Source organism: Phycicoccus duodecadis (genome assembly GCF_002846495.1).
Lineage (GTDB): Bacteria > Actinomycetota > Actinomycetes > Actinomycetales > Dermatophilaceae > Phycicoccus > Phycicoccus duodecadis.
Window position 1 is genome coordinate 126,099 of sequence record NZ_PJNE01000001.1, and the last position, 16,531, is coordinate 142,629.

Genomic DNA, 16,531 nt, shown 5'->3' on the forward strand with positions numbered 1-16,531 from the left:
GGGGCGCCGGGCCACGCCGGTGGGACGCCACCGCTGCCCCGCGCCGGTGTCCGACTAGGCTCGGGACACGTCCCCACCTCAAGGAGCGGTCAGCATGCCCGGTCAGGAGCAGATCAAGCCGCAGCGGCGCGACGACGGCCCCGACGACGTCGACGTCCCGGTCCCCGTCGCGGCCTCCGCCTCGGCGCAGACGAGCGACATCGACGACATCCTCGACGAGATCGACGGTGTCCTGGAGTCCAACGCCGAGGAGTTCGTCCGCGGGTTCGTCCAGAAGGGTGGCCAGTGACCCCCGGAGCCGGGTCCGGGCGCCTGCCCGACGCCTTCCTCGCCCCGGGGTCGTCCTCGTTCGCCGAGTTCCTGTCGGCGCAGGCCCCGAGCCTGCTGCCGTCGCGGCGCACCCTGCCCGCGGGCACCACCCTGGAGGCGCCGCACGGCACGACCATCGTCACGGTGACCTTCGACGGCGGGGTCGCGATGGCCGGTGACCGGCGCGCCACGATGGGCAACATCATCGCCAACCGCGACATGGAGAAGGTGTTCGCCACCGACGAGTACAGCCTCGTCGGCATCGCGGGCACGGCCGGCCTCGCCATCGAGCTCGTGCGCCTGTTCCAGGTCGAGCTCGAGCACTACGAGAAGATCGAGGGCGCGCTGATGTCGCTCGAGGGCAAGGCCAACCGCCTGGCCTCGATGATCCGCGGCAACCTCGGGATGGCGATGCAGGGCCTCTCGGTCGTGCCGGTGTTCGCCGGCTACGACCTCGAGCAGTCCCGCGGCCGGATCTTCTCCTACGACGTCACCGGCGGCTGCTACGAGGAGCACGACCACCACAGCGTCGGGTCGGGCTCGCTCTTCGCCCGGGGCTCGCTGAAGAAGCGGTTCCGGCGGGGGCAGAGCCTCGACGAGGCCGTCGCCATCGCCGTCGAGGCGCTCTACGACGCCGCTGACGACGACTCCGCCACCGGTGGGCCGGACGTCGGGCGCCGCATCTGGCCCACGGTCGGCGTGGTCGACGTCGAGGGCACCCGTTTCGTCGCCGAGGACGACGTCGCCGTCGTGGTCGACACCTTGCTCGCGTCGCGCGTCGACGACCCGGGGGGTGCCCGATGAGTGCCGGCATGCCGTTCTACGTCTCGCCCGAGCAGCTGATGAAGGACCGGGCCGACTTCGCCCGCAAGGGCATCGCCCGCGGCCGTGCGGTCGTCGTGCTCCAGTTCGACGGCGGCATCGCGTTCGTGGCCGAGAACCCCAGCCGCGCGCTGCACAAGATCTCCGAGATCTACGACCGCATCGCGTTCGCCGCGGTCGGCAAGTACCCCGAGTTCGAGAACCTGCGGGTCGCGGGCGTGCGCTACGCCGACCTGCGGGGGTACTCCTACGACCGCTCCGACGTCACGGCTCGCGGCCTCGCCAACGCCTACGCCCAGACGCTCGGCACCGTGTTCACCCAGGAGTCCAAGCCCTACGAGGTCGAGCTGGTGGTGGCCGAGGTCGGCGCGAGCGTCGAGCACGACCAGATCTACCGACTCACCTACGACGGCTCGGTGGCCGACGAGCAGGGCTTCGTCGCGATGGGCGGCGGCGCCGAGCAGATCGACACCGGGCTGCGCGCGGCCTGGAGACCCGGGATGAACCTGGCCGAGGCCCTCGTGCTGGCCGTGGGGCTGCTGGGCGCCGACCCCGCCGGCGGGGAGACCCGCACCCTCTCGCCCGAGCAGCTCGAGGTCGCCGTCCTCGACCGCTACCGCCCGCGCCGGCGCTTCCGCCGGGTCTCCGGCGAGCTGCTGTCGCGCCTGCTGAGCAGTGACGACCCGACCGCCGACGTGCCCGAGGGCGACGAGGGCGACTCGCTGCGCAGTGCCACCACCAACCCGCAGACCCAGCGCCCCGAGCACGACGGCCCGGCCGAGTGAGTACCCGGGGCACCCGCCGCATCTTCGGCATCGAGAACGAGTACGGCATCACCTGCTCCACCGCGGGGCAGCGCACCCTCACCCCCGACGAGGTCGCGCGCTACCTGTTCCGCAAGGTCGTGGCCTGGGGCCGGTCGAGCAACGTGTTCCTGACCAACGGCTCGCGGCTCTACCTCGACGTCGGCTCCCACCCCGAGTACGCCACCGCCGAGTGCGACTCCGTGCGCCAGGTCGTGACCCACGACAAGGCCGGGGAACGGATCATCGAGGGCCTCGTCGCCGACGCCCAGGTGCGCCTGCGCGAGGACGGCGTCGCCGGCGACATCTACGTCTTCAAGAACAACACCGACTCGGCCGGCAACTCCTACGGCTGTCACGAGAACTTCCTGGTCACCCGCTCGGGCGAGTTCCAGGCCCTCAGCGAGACCCTGCTGCCGTTCCTCATCAGCCGCCAGCTGACCTGCGGGGCGGGCAAGCTCGTGACCACCACCAAGGGTGCGTCCTACGCGCTCAGCCAGCGCGCCGACCACATCTGGGAGGGCGTGTCGTCGGCCACGACCCGCAGCCGGCCGATCATCAACACCCGCGACGAGCCGCACGCCGACGCCGAGCACTACCGGCGCCTGCACGTCATCGTCGGCGACTCCAACATGGCCGAGACCACCACCATGCTCAAGGTCGGCTCGGCCGACCTGGTCCTGCGGATGATCGAGGCCGGCGTCGTCATGCGCGACCTCACCCTCGAGAACCCGATCCGGGCCATCCGCGAGATCTCGCACGACCTCACCGGCCGGCGCACGGTGCGGCTGGCCAACGGTCGCGAGCTCTCGGCCCTGGACCTCCAGCGCCAGTACCACGAGAAGGCCGTCGAGTTCGTCGCGCGCGAGGGGGCCACCGACAGCCTCCACCACCGCGTCCTCGACCTCTGGGACCGCACCCTCACCGCCGTCGAGACCGGGAACCTCGCCCTGGTGGGCAGCGAGATCGACTGGGTCGTCAAGTACCGGCTCATCGAGGACTACGCCACCCGGCACGGGCTCGACCTCGACCACCCGCGGCTCGCCCAGATCGACCTGGCCTACCACGACATCGACCGCAACCGGGGGCTGTTCTACCTGCTCCAGCGCCGCGGCCGGATCGCCCGGGTCGTCTCCGACCCCGAGGTCTTCGAGGCCAAGGTGCGGCCGCCGCAGACCACCCGGGCCAAGCTGCGCGGCGACTTCATCCGCGCCGCCCAGGAGCACCGCCGCGACTTCACCGTCGACTGGGTGCACCTGAAGCTCAACGACCAGGCGCAGCGCACCGTGCTCTGCAAGGACCCGTTCCTGGCGCAGGACGCCCGCGTCGACCGATTGGTCGAGGGGATGTCGGCCACCTGAGCCGGGCTCCCCGGCGGCCACGGCAGCCTGGACGGACCGGCGTCCTCCCAGGTGGCGATGAGGGAGTTCGCAAGAGCCGCGGTTATCGTGGATGGCTGTTGTCCGCTTCCCGGCAGCGCCCCCGACCGAAGGTCCGTTCTCGTGCCACGTCGCTTGACCACCGTCCTGTCCACCGCTGCCCTCGCCGGCGCGCTCGTGCTCACCGGCTGCGGTGAGGAGACCGGTTCGACTCCGTCGTCCACGCTCACGGGCGTCACCGTCACCGGGTCGGACCCCAAGGCCGAGCCCACCGTCAAGGTCGCGGCCCCGCTGAAGCTCACCAAGACCGAGTCCAAGGTCGTCACCGAGGGCACCGGCGCGGCGGTCAAGAAGGACGACCTCGTCTCGCTGCAGGCGGTCCTGGTCAACGGCACCAGCGGCAAGGTCCTCACCAGCACCTGGAAGCAGGGGCCCGTGGGTCTCGACCTCGCGGCGGCCGACCTGTTCGCGTCCTTCAAGAGCGAGATCCCCGGCAAGAAGCTGGGCTCCCGGGTGGTCATCGCCTCCACCCCGGCCGACGCCTACGGCGCCACCGGCAACCAGACGCTCGGCGTCGGCAAGGACGACCCGGTCGTCTTCGTCGTCGACCTGCTGAGCACGGCCAAGGTCCTCAAGGAGGCCACCGGCACCGCCGTAGCCCCCAAGGCCGGGTTGCCCACCGTCGTGATGAACGCCGGCAAGCCCGCCGCCATCACCGCCCCGAAGGGCGTGAAGCCCCCCACCAAGACCGTGGTGCAGCCGCTCATCGAGGGCACCGGCCCGGCCGTCCAGAAGGGCCAGACGGTGCGGGTGGCCTACACCGGGGCGCTCTACCGCAACGGTGAGGTCTTCGACTCCAGCGCCAGCCGCCCCGAGCAGCCGTACTTCGAGTTCCCCATCGGCCAGGGCCAGGTCATCAAGGGCTGGGACAACGGCCTGCTGGGCCAGAAGGTCGGCAGCCGCGTGCTGCTCGTCATCCCCCCGGCGGACGGCTACGGCGCCGCCGGCAGCGGCGACAAGATCAAGGGCACCGACACCCTGATGTTCGTCGTCGACATCCTGGCCGCGTACTGACCGCCTCTGCACGCCCGCCCCACCCCCCGACAGGAGAGCACCATGAGCGAGCCCACCAAGCCCGAGGTCGACTTCCCCGGCGACCAGCCGCCCACCGACCTGGTGGTCGAGGACATCACCGTCGGTGACGGCGCCGAGGCCACCCCCGGCAGCACCGTCTCGGCCCACTACGTGGGGGTCACCCACTCCACCGGCGAGGAGTTCGACGCCTCCTGGAACCGCGGTGCCCCGCTGGAGTTCCGCCTCGGCGTCGGCATGGTCATCGCGGGCTGGGACGAGGGCATCGTCGGGATGAAGGTCGGCGGCCGCCGCAAGCTGACCATCCCGCCGCACAAGGCCTACGGCGACCGGGGCGCGGGCGGCCTCATCGGCCCCGGCGAGTCGCTGGTCTTCGTCGTCGACCTCATGGACGTGCGCTGAGCACCGGGTCGGCCGCCGCGGCGGCGTGAGCACCGGCGGCCGCGGCCGCGAGGAACGGGGTGGGGTCCGTATCCGGACCCCGCCCCATCGTCGTGAGGGGCACGGGGCTGGCGCCGAGGGCCTCGACCAGCCCGGCGCCGGCGACCTCGACCAGGGTGAGGCGGGCGCGGGCACCGGCGACGAGCTCGGCCGCCTGCTCGCGCACCCGGGCGTCGAGCGCCGGGTCGGGCAGGGGAGTCAGGGGGAGGTCGGCCGGGGTGAGCAGGGCCCGCCCGTAGGCGGTGCGGCTGTGGTGGCTGATGCCGAGGTGCCGCTCGCGCCGGTCACCGCCCGACACGCGCAGAGCGGCCACCGACCGGCCACCGAGGACGTCGGCGGCGTGCAGGGCCTCGGCCGCCGCCACGCCCGAGAAGCCCCAGCGCGTGCCGGTGCCGACGTTGCCCGGCCCCTGGGCCACCACGGCCACGTCGGCGCCCACCACGTGCCGCGCGGCCAGCAGCCCGGTGTGCACGGTGACGGCCTCGTGGTCGCCACCGAAGGCCTGGCCCACGGTCAGGCAGGCGGCCAGCCAGCCCGCCTCGCGCAGCCCGGCGACGGCCCGCGAGAACGCGGCCGGCAGGGCGCCACCGTCGGTCATGACGTAGGCGACCCGCGCGCCGGGCGCGACGGCCCGGATGCCCGCCAGCACCGCGGGCAGGGCCGAGTGCAGGTCGGCGGCCACCACCGGCATCCCGGCCAGGTCGTCGGCCGCCGCCAGGACGTCGTGGTGGGGGCTCTCCTGCTCGTCGACCGCCAGCAGCATCTGCTGGAGCGGCGTGTAGCGGGCCTTGACGATGTGCCCCGGGCCCGGCTCCGGGTCGGGCGGCAGCATGTCGGGGCGGGCCACCACGAAGGCCAGGCCCCCCGTGCCGAGCCCGCGCAGGAGGGCCGAGGCGTTGAGCAGCACCCGCTCGCCGGGGGCCGGCACCCCGGTGACGGCGGTGTACGCCAGGGCCCGGACCGGCTCCGAGGCCCCGTCGAGGACGACCACCAGCTCGGCCGCCCCGGCCCAGGCGCGGGCCTGCTCGACCACGGTCCCGGCACGCCACTGCATCACGCGGGGCAGCGTAGCCGTCGGGTAGCGTCTGCCCGGTGAGCAGCCAGCCCGGGAGTGGTGCGCCCAGTGCGGCCCAGACCAAGACCGAGCGCCTGCTCAACCTGGTCCTGGTGCTCCTCTACGCCCGCCGGCCCCTCGCCAAGGCCCAGATCCGCCAGCTGGTGCCGCAGTACGGCGCCAACGCCTCGCTCGAGGCCTTCGAGCGGATGTTCGAGCGCGACAAGGACGAGCTGCGCGAGCTCGGCATCCCGCTCGTCACCGAGGACATCGACGCGCTGTGGGAGGACGAGCCGGGCTACCGCATCCACCAGCGCGACTACGCCCTGCCCGACATCGCCTTCGAGTCCGACGAGCTCGCGGTGCTGGGGCTGGCCAGCCGCACCTGGGCCCAGGCTTCGCTGGCCGGGCCGGCCGCCCAGGCGCTGCGCAAGCTGCGGGCCGCCGGGGTCGAGCGTGACGTCGACGCCCTCATCGGCATCGAGCCGCGGCTGCGCACCACCGAGCCTGCCTTCGACGACGTGAAGGACGCCGTGCTGCGGCGGGTGCGCATCGCCTTCGACTACCGCCGGCCCGAGGCGACCGACGTGGTCGAGCGGCACGTGCAGCCCTGGTCGCTCGCCTCGTGGCACGGCCGCTGGTACCTCAACGCCTACGACGAGGACCGTGGCGCGCCGCGGGTCTTCCGGCTCTCGCGGATCACCGGCACGGTGCGCCGGCTCGGCCGGCCCGGCGCGTTCGAGGTGCCCGCCGACCACGAGCCCCAGGTCATGACCCGGTCCGCCGCCACGCCGCCGAGCTCGCCCAGCCCCGCGGTGGTGCGGGTGCGCCAGGGGGCCGGCCACGCCCTGCGCCGCCGGGCCCGCACCGTCGGCGAGGTCGACGACACCTGGTCGCTGGTCGACCTCGACTACGGCGACCTCGACGCCTTCGCCGAGGAGCTCGCGGGCTACGGCGCCGACGTCGTGGCCGAGCAGCCGCGCGAGCTGGTCGACGCGGTGGTCGAGCGGCTGCGGGGCGCCGCCGCCGCCCACGGGGGAGGGGAGGCCTGATGCCGCCCGCCGCGCCCGAGACCGCCACCGCCCGGCTGGCCCGCCTCCTGACGATGGTCCCCTGGCTGGTCAACCGCCAGGGCATCGACCTCGGCCGGGCCGCCGCCGACCTCGGGGTCAGCACCGAGCAGCTCGAGGCCGACCTGCGGCTGCTCTTCCTCTGCGGGTACGGGCAGATGCCCGACGAGCTCATCGAGGCCGACTGGGAGGGCGGCCGGGTCTTCGTCGGCAACGCCGACTCCATCGCCCGCCCGCTGCGCCTCGGCGTCGACGAGGCCGTCACCCTCATCGTGGGCCTGCGGGCCCTGCGCGAGGTACCCGGCCTCGACGAGCGCGACGCCGTCGACCGCGCCCTGGCCAAGCTCGAGTCGGCCGCCGGTGACGCCGCGGCCCCCGCCCACCGGGTGCGGGCGGAGGTCGCCGACGGGGGCTCGCCCGAGCTGCTGGCCCGGGCTCGCGCGGCGATCGCCGACCGCCGCCGCGTGCACCTGCGCTACGTGGTTCCCGCGCGCGACGAGGCCACCGAGCGCGACGTCGACCCGATGCGGGTCGTCGGCATCGACGGCCAGTGGTACCTCGAGGGCTGGTGCCACCGGGCCGAGGACACCCGGCTGTTCCGGATGGACCGCGTCGAGGAGCTCACCGTCCTCGACGTCGACGGCACGCCGCCGCCCGAGGCCACCGAGCGCGACCTCGCCGACGGCACCTTCCGTCCGGCCCCCGACGACGTCACCGTCACCCTGCGCCTGCTGCCGGGTGCGACGTGGGTGGCCGACTACTACGCCGTCGACTCCGTGCGCGACGTGCCGGCCGACGAGGGCGGCGGTCTCGTCGTCACCCTGCGCACGGCCGACACGGCCTGGCTGCGCCGCCTGCTGTGGCGTCTCGGAGGCCGCGGGGTCGTCCTGGAGCCCGCCGACGTCGCGGCCGAGGTCCGCGAGGGGGCCGAGCTGGCCCTCGCGGCCTACGCCGGGAGCACCTGAGACCCGCCCCCCGAGGCGTACGGCCTACAGCGCGCTCACAGACTCGCGGAGGACCATCGGCCCGGCACCCGGCCGCCGGCCGGTGCCCGCGTAGACTCACCACAGACCGCACACCACCAAAGGGGATGGACCCACATGGGCAGGCTCGGACCGACTGAGATCATCATCATCGCGGTGCTCGTCATCGTCATCTTCGGCTGGAAGCGGCTCCCCGACGCGGCCCGCAGCCTGGGCCGCTCGGCCCGGGTGTTCAAGTCTGAGGTCGACGAGATGAAGAAGGACAACGAGGCCAACAAGTCGGCCGCCTCGGCCGAGACCGTGCGCGGCGAGTCCCTCGCCAGCGAGCGGGCGGGCGACCCGGTGGTGCGCCCCCGGCCCGTCGACGACGCGGTGACCCCCGACCCCCACGGCAACGCGGTGCACGAGCGCACCCCGCGCACGGACAACCCGTCCGGCCCGCTCGCCTGACCCTGCGCGTACCCCTCCTCACCCCATGGCCCTGAAGCGTCGGCGCCCCCGCGACCCCGAGGGCCGGATGACGCTGTCCGAGCACTTCCGCGAGTTCCGGCGCCGGCTCTTCATCGCGGCGGCGACGGTGGCCGTGGCCTCGGTCGTGGCCGGGATCTACTACGACCAGGTCTTCGCGTTCCTGTCGGAGCCGTTCTACCGCTACGCACGGGCCAACCCCCAGAACGAGATCAGCCTCAACTTCGGTGAGGCCACCTCGGCCCTGTCGAACCTGATCAGCCTGTCGATCTTCGTCGGCGTGGTCGTCTCGAGCCCGGTGTGGCTCTACCAGATCTGGGCCTTCGTGGTCCCCGGCCTGACCCGCAAGGAGAAGCGGATCTCGCTGGCTTTCCTGGGCGCCACCATCCCGCTGTTCCTGCTGGGGTGCGGCCTTGCCTACGCGATCCTGCCGCAGAGCCTGCAGATCCTCTACGGCCTCAGCCCGGCGGGGACGTCGAACATCCAGCAGACGTCGATGTACTTCGCGTTCGTCACCCGCTTCATCCTGGTCTTCGGCATCGGCTTCCTCTTCCCCGTCGTGCTGGTGGGGCTGAACGCCATCGGTCTGATGCCGGCCTCCCGCCTCATCAAGGGCTGGCGCGTCTCGGTCGTGCTGATCTTCGTGTTCGCCGCCGTCGCCACCCCCACGGCCGACCCGTTCACGATGTTCGTGTTCGCGCTGCCGCTGACCGCGCTGTACTTCGGGGCGTGGTTCGTCTGCCGCGTCATCGACCGGCGCAAGGAGGCCAACCGGCCCGAGTGGCTCGACGTCGACGACACCGAGGCCTCGGAGCTGTGACCCGGCTCGGCCTGGTCGTCAACCCCACCTCGGGCAAGAACACTGGCCGGCGCATCGGGCTCGAGGCCCTCACCCTGCTGCGGGCGGCCGGGGCCGAGGTGCTCGACCTCTCGGCGGCCGACGCCGCCGGGGCCCTCGCGCGCGGCCGGGCGGCCGTCGCCGACCGGGCGGTCGATGCCGTGGTGGTCGCCGGGGGCGACGGGATGGTGCACCTGGGCACGCAGCTGTGCGCCGGTACCGACGTGCCGCTGGGGGTGGTCGCGGCCGGGACCGGGAACGACATCGCCCGCGAGCTCGGGCTGCCGGTGCGCGACGCGGCCGCGGCGGTCGAGCGGATCCTGGCGGGCCGCACGCGCGCGGTCGACGCCGCGCGCACCGTGACGGACGCCGGGGATGCGCGCTGGTTCGTGGGGGTGCTGGCCGCGGGCTTCGACGCCGTGGTCAACGAGCGCGCCAACGGCTGGCGCTGGCCCCGCGGCCCGATGCGCTACAACCTCGCCATCCTGCGCGAGCTGCCCGTGTTCCGGCCCATCCCGTACGTGCTGGTGCTCGACGGCGAGCGGGTCGAGACCGAGGCGATGCTGGTGGCGGTCGGCAACGGCCCGGCCTACGGCGGCGGGATGCGGGTCACGCCCGATGCGGCCTTCGACGACGGCCTGCTCGACGTGCTGGTGCTGCACCGCATCCCGGTGCCCGAGTTCCTGCGGGTCTTCCCGCGCGTGTTCTCGGGCACCCACGTCACGCATCCGGCCGTCGAGGTGCGGCGGGCCCGCACGGTGCGGCTCGAGGCCACCGGCATCGTGGCGTACGCCGACGGCGAGCGGTTCGGGCCGCTGCCCCTCGACCTCGAGGTCGTGCCCGGCGCGCTGTCGGTGCTCGCCTGAGCCCGCGGACCGCCCGCGACCGCCACAGCTCGGCACGTGCGGGGATGCGGCGGCGGAGTGGGTGCCCTGACGTAGCCTGAGGTCATGCCCAGTCCCGCCGAGCGGTACGCCGCTGCCGCGGCGCGAGCCCGCCGGGAACGCTCCGAGCTCGGCCGGTTCGCCGCCGGCCTGGAGTTCCCGCTCGACGACTTCCAGCTGCGCGCCTGCGAGGCGGTCGAGGCCGGCCGCGGCGTGCTGGTCGCGGCGCCCACCGGGGCCGGCAAGACCATCGTCGGCGAGTTCGCGGTGCACCTGGCTCTCGCCACCGGCCGCAAGGCGTTCTACACGACCCCGATCAAGGCCCTCTCGAACCAGAAGTACCACGACCTGGTGCGCGCCCACGGCGCCGAGAACGTCGGCCTGCTCACCGGCGACTCCTCGGTCAACGGCGAGGCGCCGGTCGTCGTGATGACCACCGAGGTCCTGCGCAACATGATGTACGCGGGCTCCTCGACCCTCACCGGGCTCGGCTTCGTCGTCATGGACGAGGTGCACTACCTGGCCGACCGGTTCCGCGGCGCCGTCTGGGAGGAGGTCATCATCCACCTGCCCGAGTCGGTGCAGGTGGTCTCGCTCTCGGCCACCGTGAGCAACGCCGAGGAGTTCGGCGCGTGGCTGGCGCAGGTGCGCGGCGACCACGAGGTCGTCGTCTCCGAGCACCGGCCGGTGCCGCTGTTCCAGCACATGATGGTCGGCACCACGATGTTCGACCTGTTCGCGGGCAACCGCGTCAACCCCGATCTCCTGCACGCCATCCGGGGCGCCGAGGAGCGCGGCCGCCACGTCGAGGACGCCCGGCGGCTGGGAGGGCCGGCGAGCGGGCGGGGCGGCAGGAACCGGCGCGACCACACGCCGCCGCGGGGCCCGGGGGGCGGCGCCGGCGGGCGGGGTTTCGCCCGGGGCAGCCGCCCGGGCGGGGGAGCGAGCCGAGCGGAGGTCATCGAGGACCTCGAGCGCGAGGGCCTGCTGCCCGCCATCACCTTCATCTTCAGCCGGGTCGGGTGCGAGGCCGCCGTCGGGCAGCTGCTGGCCGCCGGCACGCGGCTGGTGCCCGAGCGCGAGGGGGAGCGCATCCGCCGTCACGTCGAGGAGCGGGTCGAGTCGCTGGCCGACGAGGACCTCGGCGTCCTCGGGTACTGGGACTTCGCCGAGGGCCTGAGCCGCGGGTTCGCCGCGCACCACGCGGGGATGCTGCCGCTGTTCCGAGAGATCGTCGAGGAGCTGTTCACCGACGGCCGCATCCGGGCCGTGTTCGCCACCGAGACCCTGGCGCTCGGCATCAACATGCCCGCGCGCACCGTCGTGCTCGAGAAGCTGGTCAAGTACAACGGCGAGGCCCACGTCGACATCACGCCGGCCGAGTACACCCAGCTCACCGGGCGCGCCGGGCGGCGCGGCATCGACGTCGAGGGTCACGCGGTGGTGCAGTGGGCGCGCGGGGTGGACCCGATGGCCGTCGGCGGTCTGGCCACGACCCGCACGTACCCGCTGCGCTCCAGCTTCCGGCCCACCTACAACATGGCGGTCAACCTGGTCGCGCAGGTCGGGCGCGAGACCGCCCGCGAGGTGCTCGAGACCTCGTTCGCACAGTTCCAGGCCGACCGGGCCGTCGTCGGCATCGCCACCCAGATCCGCAGGAGCGAGGAGGGTCTCGACGGCTACGCCGAGGCCATGCACTGCGACTACGGCGACTTCCGCGAGTACGCGCGCATCCGCCGCGAGCTGGTCGACGCCGAGAAGGACGGCCGCAAGGCGCGCGCGGCCTCCCGGCGCGCCGAGGCCGCGATCTCGATGGAGAAGCTGCGCATCGGCGATGTCATCCGCATCCCGTCCGGGCGGCGGGCGGGGTGGGCCGTGGTCGTTCAGCCCGCGCGCACCGCCCGCGGCGCACCCACGGGGCCGGCCGTGGTCACCGAGGACAAGCAGTTCCGGCGGCTCACCCTGGTCGACGTGCCCGAGCCGGTGGAGGCCATGGCGCACGTCAAGGTCCCGCCGCACTTCAACCCCAAGTCGCCCAAGTCGCGCCGCGACCTGGCCACGTCACTGCGGATCGCGACACCCCGCGGCATCGAGGACGCCCCGTCGCAGCGGGGCCGGGCGAGCCGCGGCGAGGCGAACGACACCCAGCTGGTCGACCACCTGCGCCACCAGCTGCAGAGCCATCCCTGCCACGCCTGCCCGCGCCGCGAGGAGCACGCGCGCTGGGCCGAGCGCTGGTGGCGGCTCAAGCGCGAGACCACCGGCCTGCAGCGCCGGGTCGAGGGCCGCACCAACACGGTGGCGCGCACCTTCGACCGCATCTGCGAGGCGCTCGAGGAGCTCGGCTACGTCGAGGAGCGGGGCACCGTCGTGACCGAGCGCGGTGAGCGGCTGCGACGGCTGTACACCGAGAAGGACCTGCTGGCCGCCGAGTGCCTGCGCCACGACGTCTGGAAGCGCCTCGACGCCCCAGGGCTCGCGGCCGCGGTGTCGTCGCTGGTGCACGAGCCGCGGCACGAGGAGGCCGACGTCTCGCCGCGCATGCCCAACGACGAGGTGGCCGAGGCGGTGCGCGAGATGGAGCGGCTCTGGTCGCGCATCCAGGACCTCGAGACCGAGCACGACCTGCCCACCACCTCGATGCCCGACGGTGGGATGGCGTGGATGGTGCACCGGTGGGCCTCGGGCGGCCGGCTCGACGACGTGCTGCGGGGCCAGGACATGGCGGCCGGTGACTTCGTGCGCCGCTGCAAGCAGCTGGTCGACCTGCTCGGGCAGATCGGCCACGCCGCCCTCGACCCCGAGCTGCGGCGCACGGCCCGCAAGGCGGTCGACGCCGTGCTGCGCGGTGTGGTCGCCGCCGACCGGCTCGACTGACCGCTGGGGTCGACCCGGCGTCAGGCCAGACCGAGGGCCGTGAGCAGCCGGCCCACGGGGTTCTCGATGCCGTGCCGCGCGGCCAGCTCGTCGAGGGCGAGGCGGTCGGCGACCTCGGTGGGCAGGACGGGGTCGACGTCGGGCAGCGGCGCGTCAGGGACGACCCGCACGACGGTCGGGGCGACGTCCAGGTAGGCCGTGGCCGCTTCCAGGTTCGTGCGCCGGGCCCCCTTGATGGCGGGGTCGCCGGCGTCGACGGCGGCGCGCAGCCCGGCGAGGGAGCCGTACTGGGCGATGAGGGCGGCGGCGGTCTTGTCGCCGATGCCCTTGACCCCGGGCAGCCCGTCGCTGGTGTCGCCGCGCAGCACCGACATGTCGAGGTACGCGGCGCCGGTGTCGACGCCGTACTTCTCGCGCAGGAACGCCTGGGTCACGACGTCGGGGTCGCGCACCCCGCCCTTGCCCGTGTAGAGCACCCGGATGCCGTGGGCGTCGTCGACCAGCTGCAGCAGGTCGCGGTCGCCGGTGACGACATCCACCGCCCGCACACCCCGGTTGCGCGCGACGAAGGTGCCGATCACGTCGTCGGCCTCGTGGTGCGCGACCCCGAGGCGGGTGATGCCGACCGCGGCCAGCGCCTCGCGGATGAGCGGCACCTGCGGGGTGAGGTCGTCCGGGCTCTCCTCGGCGGTGGCGGAGCCGTCGGTGAGCCGATGCGTCTTGTAGGTCGGCACGAGGTCGACGCGCCACTGCGGCCGCCAGTCGTCGTCCCAGCACGCCACGAGATGGGTCGGCCGGTGGGCCGTGACCAGGGTGGCGATCATGTCGAGGAAGCCGCGCAGCGCGTTGGTCGGCGTCTCGGACTCGTCCTTGCGCTGGTCGGGCACGCCGTAGAACGCCCGGAAGTACAGCGAGGCGGAGTCGAGCAGGAGCAGCTTCTCGGGGCGGTGCGGGTCCAGCGGCATGGGCCGAGCCTAGGGGAGCCCGGCGACGACGATGGGCCTGCCGAGAGGTCCCGACGCCCGAGCGGCCCCGGCATTACGCTGACCCTCGTGGAAGACCTCGACCGGCGGATCGTCGACCTGCTCACCCAGGACGGGCGGATCAGCTACACCGACCTCGGGAAGGCTCTCGGGATGTCGACCTCGGCCGTGCACCAGCGGGTGCGGCGGCTCGAGGAGCGCGGCGTGGTCAGGGGCTACACCGCCAAGGTCGACCACCCCGCGCTCGGCCGGCAGCTGACGGCGTTCATGTCGGTGACGCCGCTCGACCCGGCCGCGCCCGACGACGTCCCGCAGCGGCTGCGCGACATCCCGCAGATCGAGGAGTGCCACTCGGTCGCCGGCGACGAGAACTACATCCTCAAGGTCCGGGTCGCCACCCCCACCGAGCTCGAGGAGCTCATCGCCCGCATCCGCGGGGCCGCGCACGTGTCGACCCGCACGACGGTGGTGCTGTCGACCCCGTGGGAGTGAGCCAGGCGGCGACTAGCGGCCGATGTCGGCCACGACCGCGCCGGTGACCCGCACCAGGTCAGCGGGGGAGAGGCCCAGGTCGAGCCCCCGGCGCCCGCCCGAGACGTACACGACGTCGTAGAGCTCAGCACTCTCGTCGACCACGGTCGGCAGGGCCCGCTTCTGGCCGACCGGCGAGATGCCGCCGACGACGTAGCCGGATGAGCGCTCGGCGGCGGCGGAGTCGGCCAGCGAGACGCGCTTGACCCGGAGCGCGGCGGCCATGGCCTTGAGGTCGAGCTGCCCCGCGACGGGCACGACCCCCACGGCCAGGCCGGCCCCGGTGTCGACGACGAGGGTCTTGAAGACCTGCTCGGCCGGCAGCCCCAGCACCGCGGCGGCCTCGAGCCCGTAGGACGGCGCCGCCGGGTCGTGCTCGTACGCGTGCTGGGTGAACGCGACGCCCGCCGCCGTGAGGGCCACGGTGGCGGGCGTCCCGGAGGCGGCGCGGCGAGCCATACCGCCGAGCCTAGGGGCGAGGGTCAGCCGAGGTCGGCCACCGACGCAGCGTGGCTGGCGCCCGCCCCGACCAGGGCGGCCTCGTGCACCGCGCCCATGTCGTGGTTGTCGCGCCACCAGCGCTGCCCGGCCTCGGGGAGGGTGTAGATCGGGTCGTAGTAGACGTACTCGCGCGACAGGGCCTCGGCGTCGTCACCTTCGATGGAGGTGCGGTAGTTCTTGCGCCAGAACGACATCCCCTTCTCGGTGTCGTAGCTGTCGACCTGGTGCACCCACCGCTTGCCGACGAACGGCACGTCGCACACGATGCGCGGGGTGGCGAAGCCGGGCAGGTAGCCCATGATCGCGTGCTGCAGGTGCTGCGCCTCGGCGAGCGAGAGCCGCCAGTGCTCGGAGAACGGGATCATGTCGCACATGTAGAAGTAGTACGGCGTGATGGAGGCCTCGTCCTGGAGGGCGAAACACAGGTCGAGGAGCTGCTCGGAGCTGTCGTTGACGCCCCGCATCAGGACGCCCTGGTTGCGCACGTCGCGGACCCCGGCCTCGAGCATGGTGCGAGCCGCCTGCGCCACCAGCGGCGTCACGGACTCGGCGTTGTTGACGTGGGTGTGGATGGCCAGGGAGACCCCGCGCGAGCGGGCCTTGGCCGCTACCCGGCCGACGCCCTCGACGACGTCGGGCTGCAGCCAGTGCTGCGGCAGGCCCATCAGGGCCTTGGTGGCGAGGCGGATGTCGCGGATGTTCTCGACGTCGAGGAGCTGGTCGAGGAAGCCTTCGAGGTTGCGCCACGGCATGTTCGCGACATCGCCGCCGGAGACCACGACGTCGCGGACGCCGGGGGTGCGCCGGAGGTAGTCGAGCATCGCGGCGTACCGGTCGACCGGCTTGCCGGCCAGCTTGAGCTTGGTGAACTGCGGGGTGGAGTTGCCGACCAGGTCCATCCGGGTGCAGTGCCCGCAGTACTGGGGGCAGGTCGGCAGCATCTCGGCCAGGACCTTGGTGGGGTAGCGGTGGGTGAGGCCCTCGACGGCCCACATGTCGTGCTCGTGCAGGCTGTCGCGGGTGGCGAAGGGGTGGCTCGACCAGTCGGTGCGGCGGTCGGAGAAGACCGGCAGCATGTAGCTGCGCACCGGGTCGGCGTAGAACGCCTCGGTGAACGCGGCGCCCGCGGCGGGCATCGGCTCGGAGGTGGCGGGGACCATCGTGTTGAGCATCTGCGGGGGGACGAGCATCGACATCGTCGCGCGCTCGGCCTGGTCGCGCTCGAGGTCGGCGTAGAACCGCTCCTGGAGCAGGTCGCCCATGAGGGCGCGCAGCTGCGCGACGTTCTTGACGCAGTGGGCTCGCTGCCACTGCGCGTTCTGCCACTCGGCCGGCGTGACGTCACGCCAGCCGGGGAGTCGGGTCCAGTCGGGTTCGATGAGGTCCCGACGCCGGTAGGCGTAGGGCTGCTCGATGCTCGGCGCCATGCGTGGCAGGATACGGGACGGATGACGTCCCCGACACCACCACGCCGTAAGAAGTGCGGCAGCGTGTCG

The 16,531-nt window shown here is 73.3% G+C and carries 17 protein-coding genes; 13 read left to right on the forward strand and 4 right to left on the reverse strand.

The genetic code is table 11. The features are described 5' to 3' along the window. Positions 1-94 precede the first annotated feature (94 nt). The 6 genes from ATL31_RS16715 (at position 95) to ATL31_RS00635 (ending at position 4,807) form a co-directional block, all read left to right on the forward strand. Positions 95-289, forward strand: a complete 195-nt coding sequence (locus ATL31_RS16715) for a ubiquitin-like protein Pup (RefSeq protein WP_101394064.1) — start codon at positions 95-97, stop codon at positions 287-289. Then, entirely contained in the window at positions 286-1,113 is an 828-nt protein-coding gene (gene prcB / locus ATL31_RS00615) for a proteasome subunit beta (protein WP_101394065.1), read from the forward strand. Before ATL31_RS16715 ends, prcB begins: the two co-directional genes overlap by 4 nt. An 8-nt stretch (positions 1,114-1,121) precedes the next feature. Further along, positions 1,122-1,916: a proteasome subunit alpha gene (prcA, locus tag ATL31_RS00620; RefSeq protein ID WP_101394066.1), complete on the forward strand. Its 795-nt coding sequence runs from the start codon at positions 1,122-1,124 to the stop codon at positions 1,914-1,916. Beyond that, complete coding sequence (gene pafA, locus ATL31_RS00625; RefSeq protein WP_101394067.1) at positions 1,913-3,295, forward strand: Pup--protein ligase; 1,383 nt, start codon at positions 1,913-1,915, stop codon at positions 3,293-3,295. Before prcA ends, pafA begins: the two co-directional genes overlap by 4 nt. 141 nt (positions 3,296-3,436) lie before the next feature. Next, the gene (locus ATL31_RS17020) at positions 3,437-4,387 is read left to right on the forward strand and encodes an FKBP-type peptidyl-prolyl cis-trans isomerase (protein ID WP_158239760.1); all 951 of its coding nucleotides are present in this window, start codon (positions 3,437-3,439) and stop codon (positions 4,385-4,387) included. Between the two features lie 42 nt (positions 4,388-4,429). Next, a complete protein-coding gene (locus tag ATL31_RS00635; RefSeq protein WP_101394069.1) occupies positions 4,430-4,807 on the forward strand; it encodes an FKBP-type peptidyl-prolyl cis-trans isomerase in 378 nt (125 codons plus the stop codon). Here ATL31_RS00635 and ATL31_RS00640 read toward each other — a convergent pair. Then, the gene (locus tag ATL31_RS00640; protein ID WP_101394070.1) at positions 4,791-5,903 is read right to left on the reverse strand and encodes a DUF3866 family protein; all 1,113 of its coding nucleotides are present in this window, start codon (positions 5,901-5,903) and stop codon (positions 4,791-4,793) included. The two genes, ATL31_RS00635 and ATL31_RS00640, sit on opposite strands and share 17 nt — an antisense overlap. A gap of 35 nt (positions 5,904-5,938) precedes the next feature. On the opposite strand from ATL31_RS00640, the gene ATL31_RS00645 reads away from it, so the two are divergent. The 6 genes from ATL31_RS00645 (at position 5,939) to ATL31_RS00670 (ending at position 13,020) form a co-directional block, all read left to right on the forward strand. Then, positions 5,939-6,952 (forward strand): helix-turn-helix transcriptional regulator, encoded by a 1,014-nt coding sequence (locus ATL31_RS00645; protein WP_101394071.1) that lies wholly within the window; start codon positions 5,939-5,941, stop codon positions 6,950-6,952. Then, positions 6,952-7,935 (forward strand): helix-turn-helix transcriptional regulator, encoded by a 984-nt coding sequence (locus ATL31_RS00650; RefSeq protein ID WP_101394072.1) that lies wholly within the window; start codon positions 6,952-6,954, stop codon positions 7,933-7,935. The genes ATL31_RS00645 and ATL31_RS00650 overlap by 1 nt, the downstream gene beginning before the upstream one ends. Before the next feature lie 135 nt (positions 7,936-8,070). After that, a complete protein-coding gene (gene tatA / locus ATL31_RS00655; RefSeq protein ID WP_101394073.1) occupies positions 8,071-8,403 on the forward strand; it encodes a Sec-independent protein translocase subunit TatA in 333 nt (110 codons plus the stop codon). A gap of 25 nt (positions 8,404-8,428) precedes the next feature. Further along, positions 8,429-9,241, forward strand: a complete 813-nt coding sequence (gene tatC, locus ATL31_RS00660; protein WP_245861806.1) for a twin-arginine translocase subunit TatC — start codon at positions 8,429-8,431, stop codon at positions 9,239-9,241. Beyond that, positions 9,238-10,125, forward strand: coding sequence for a YegS/Rv2252/BmrU family lipid kinase (locus ATL31_RS00665; protein WP_101394074.1), 888 nt, complete (start codon positions 9,238-9,240; stop codon positions 10,123-10,125). Before tatC ends, ATL31_RS00665 begins: the two co-directional genes overlap by 4 nt. 84 nt (positions 10,126-10,209) lie before the next feature. Continuing rightward, on the forward strand, positions 10,210-13,020 hold the full coding sequence (locus ATL31_RS00670; protein ID WP_101394075.1) for a DEAD/DEAH box helicase: 2,811 nt from the start codon (positions 10,210-10,212) through the stop codon (positions 13,018-13,020). A 20-nt stretch (positions 13,021-13,040) separates the two neighbouring features. On the opposite strand, the gene ATL31_RS00675 is transcribed toward ATL31_RS00670, so the two are convergent. Continuing rightward, a complete protein-coding gene (locus ATL31_RS00675) occupies positions 13,041-13,985 on the reverse strand; it encodes a 5'-3' exonuclease (RefSeq protein WP_101394076.1) in 945 nt (314 codons plus the stop codon). Positions 13,986-14,072: 87 nt separating this feature from the next. Between ATL31_RS00675 and ATL31_RS00680 the strand changes: the two genes are divergently transcribed. Next, a complete protein-coding gene (locus ATL31_RS00680) occupies positions 14,073-14,495 on the forward strand; it encodes an Lrp/AsnC family transcriptional regulator (protein ID WP_101394077.1) in 423 nt (140 codons plus the stop codon). Between the two features lie 12 nt (positions 14,496-14,507). On the opposite strand, the gene ybaK is transcribed toward ATL31_RS00680, so the two are convergent. After that, positions 14,508-14,993 carry a Cys-tRNA(Pro) deacylase gene (gene ybaK / locus ATL31_RS00685; RefSeq protein ID WP_101394078.1) on the reverse strand — a complete coding sequence of 162 codons (486 nt, stop codon included), beginning with the start codon at positions 14,991-14,993 and terminating at the stop codon, positions 14,508-14,510. Between the two features lie 23 nt (positions 14,994-15,016). Further along, positions 15,017-16,462, reverse strand: a complete 1,446-nt coding sequence (locus ATL31_RS00690) for a KamA family radical SAM protein (RefSeq protein WP_101394079.1) — start codon at positions 16,460-16,462, stop codon at positions 15,017-15,019. Positions 16,463-16,531: the final 69 nt, after the last annotated feature.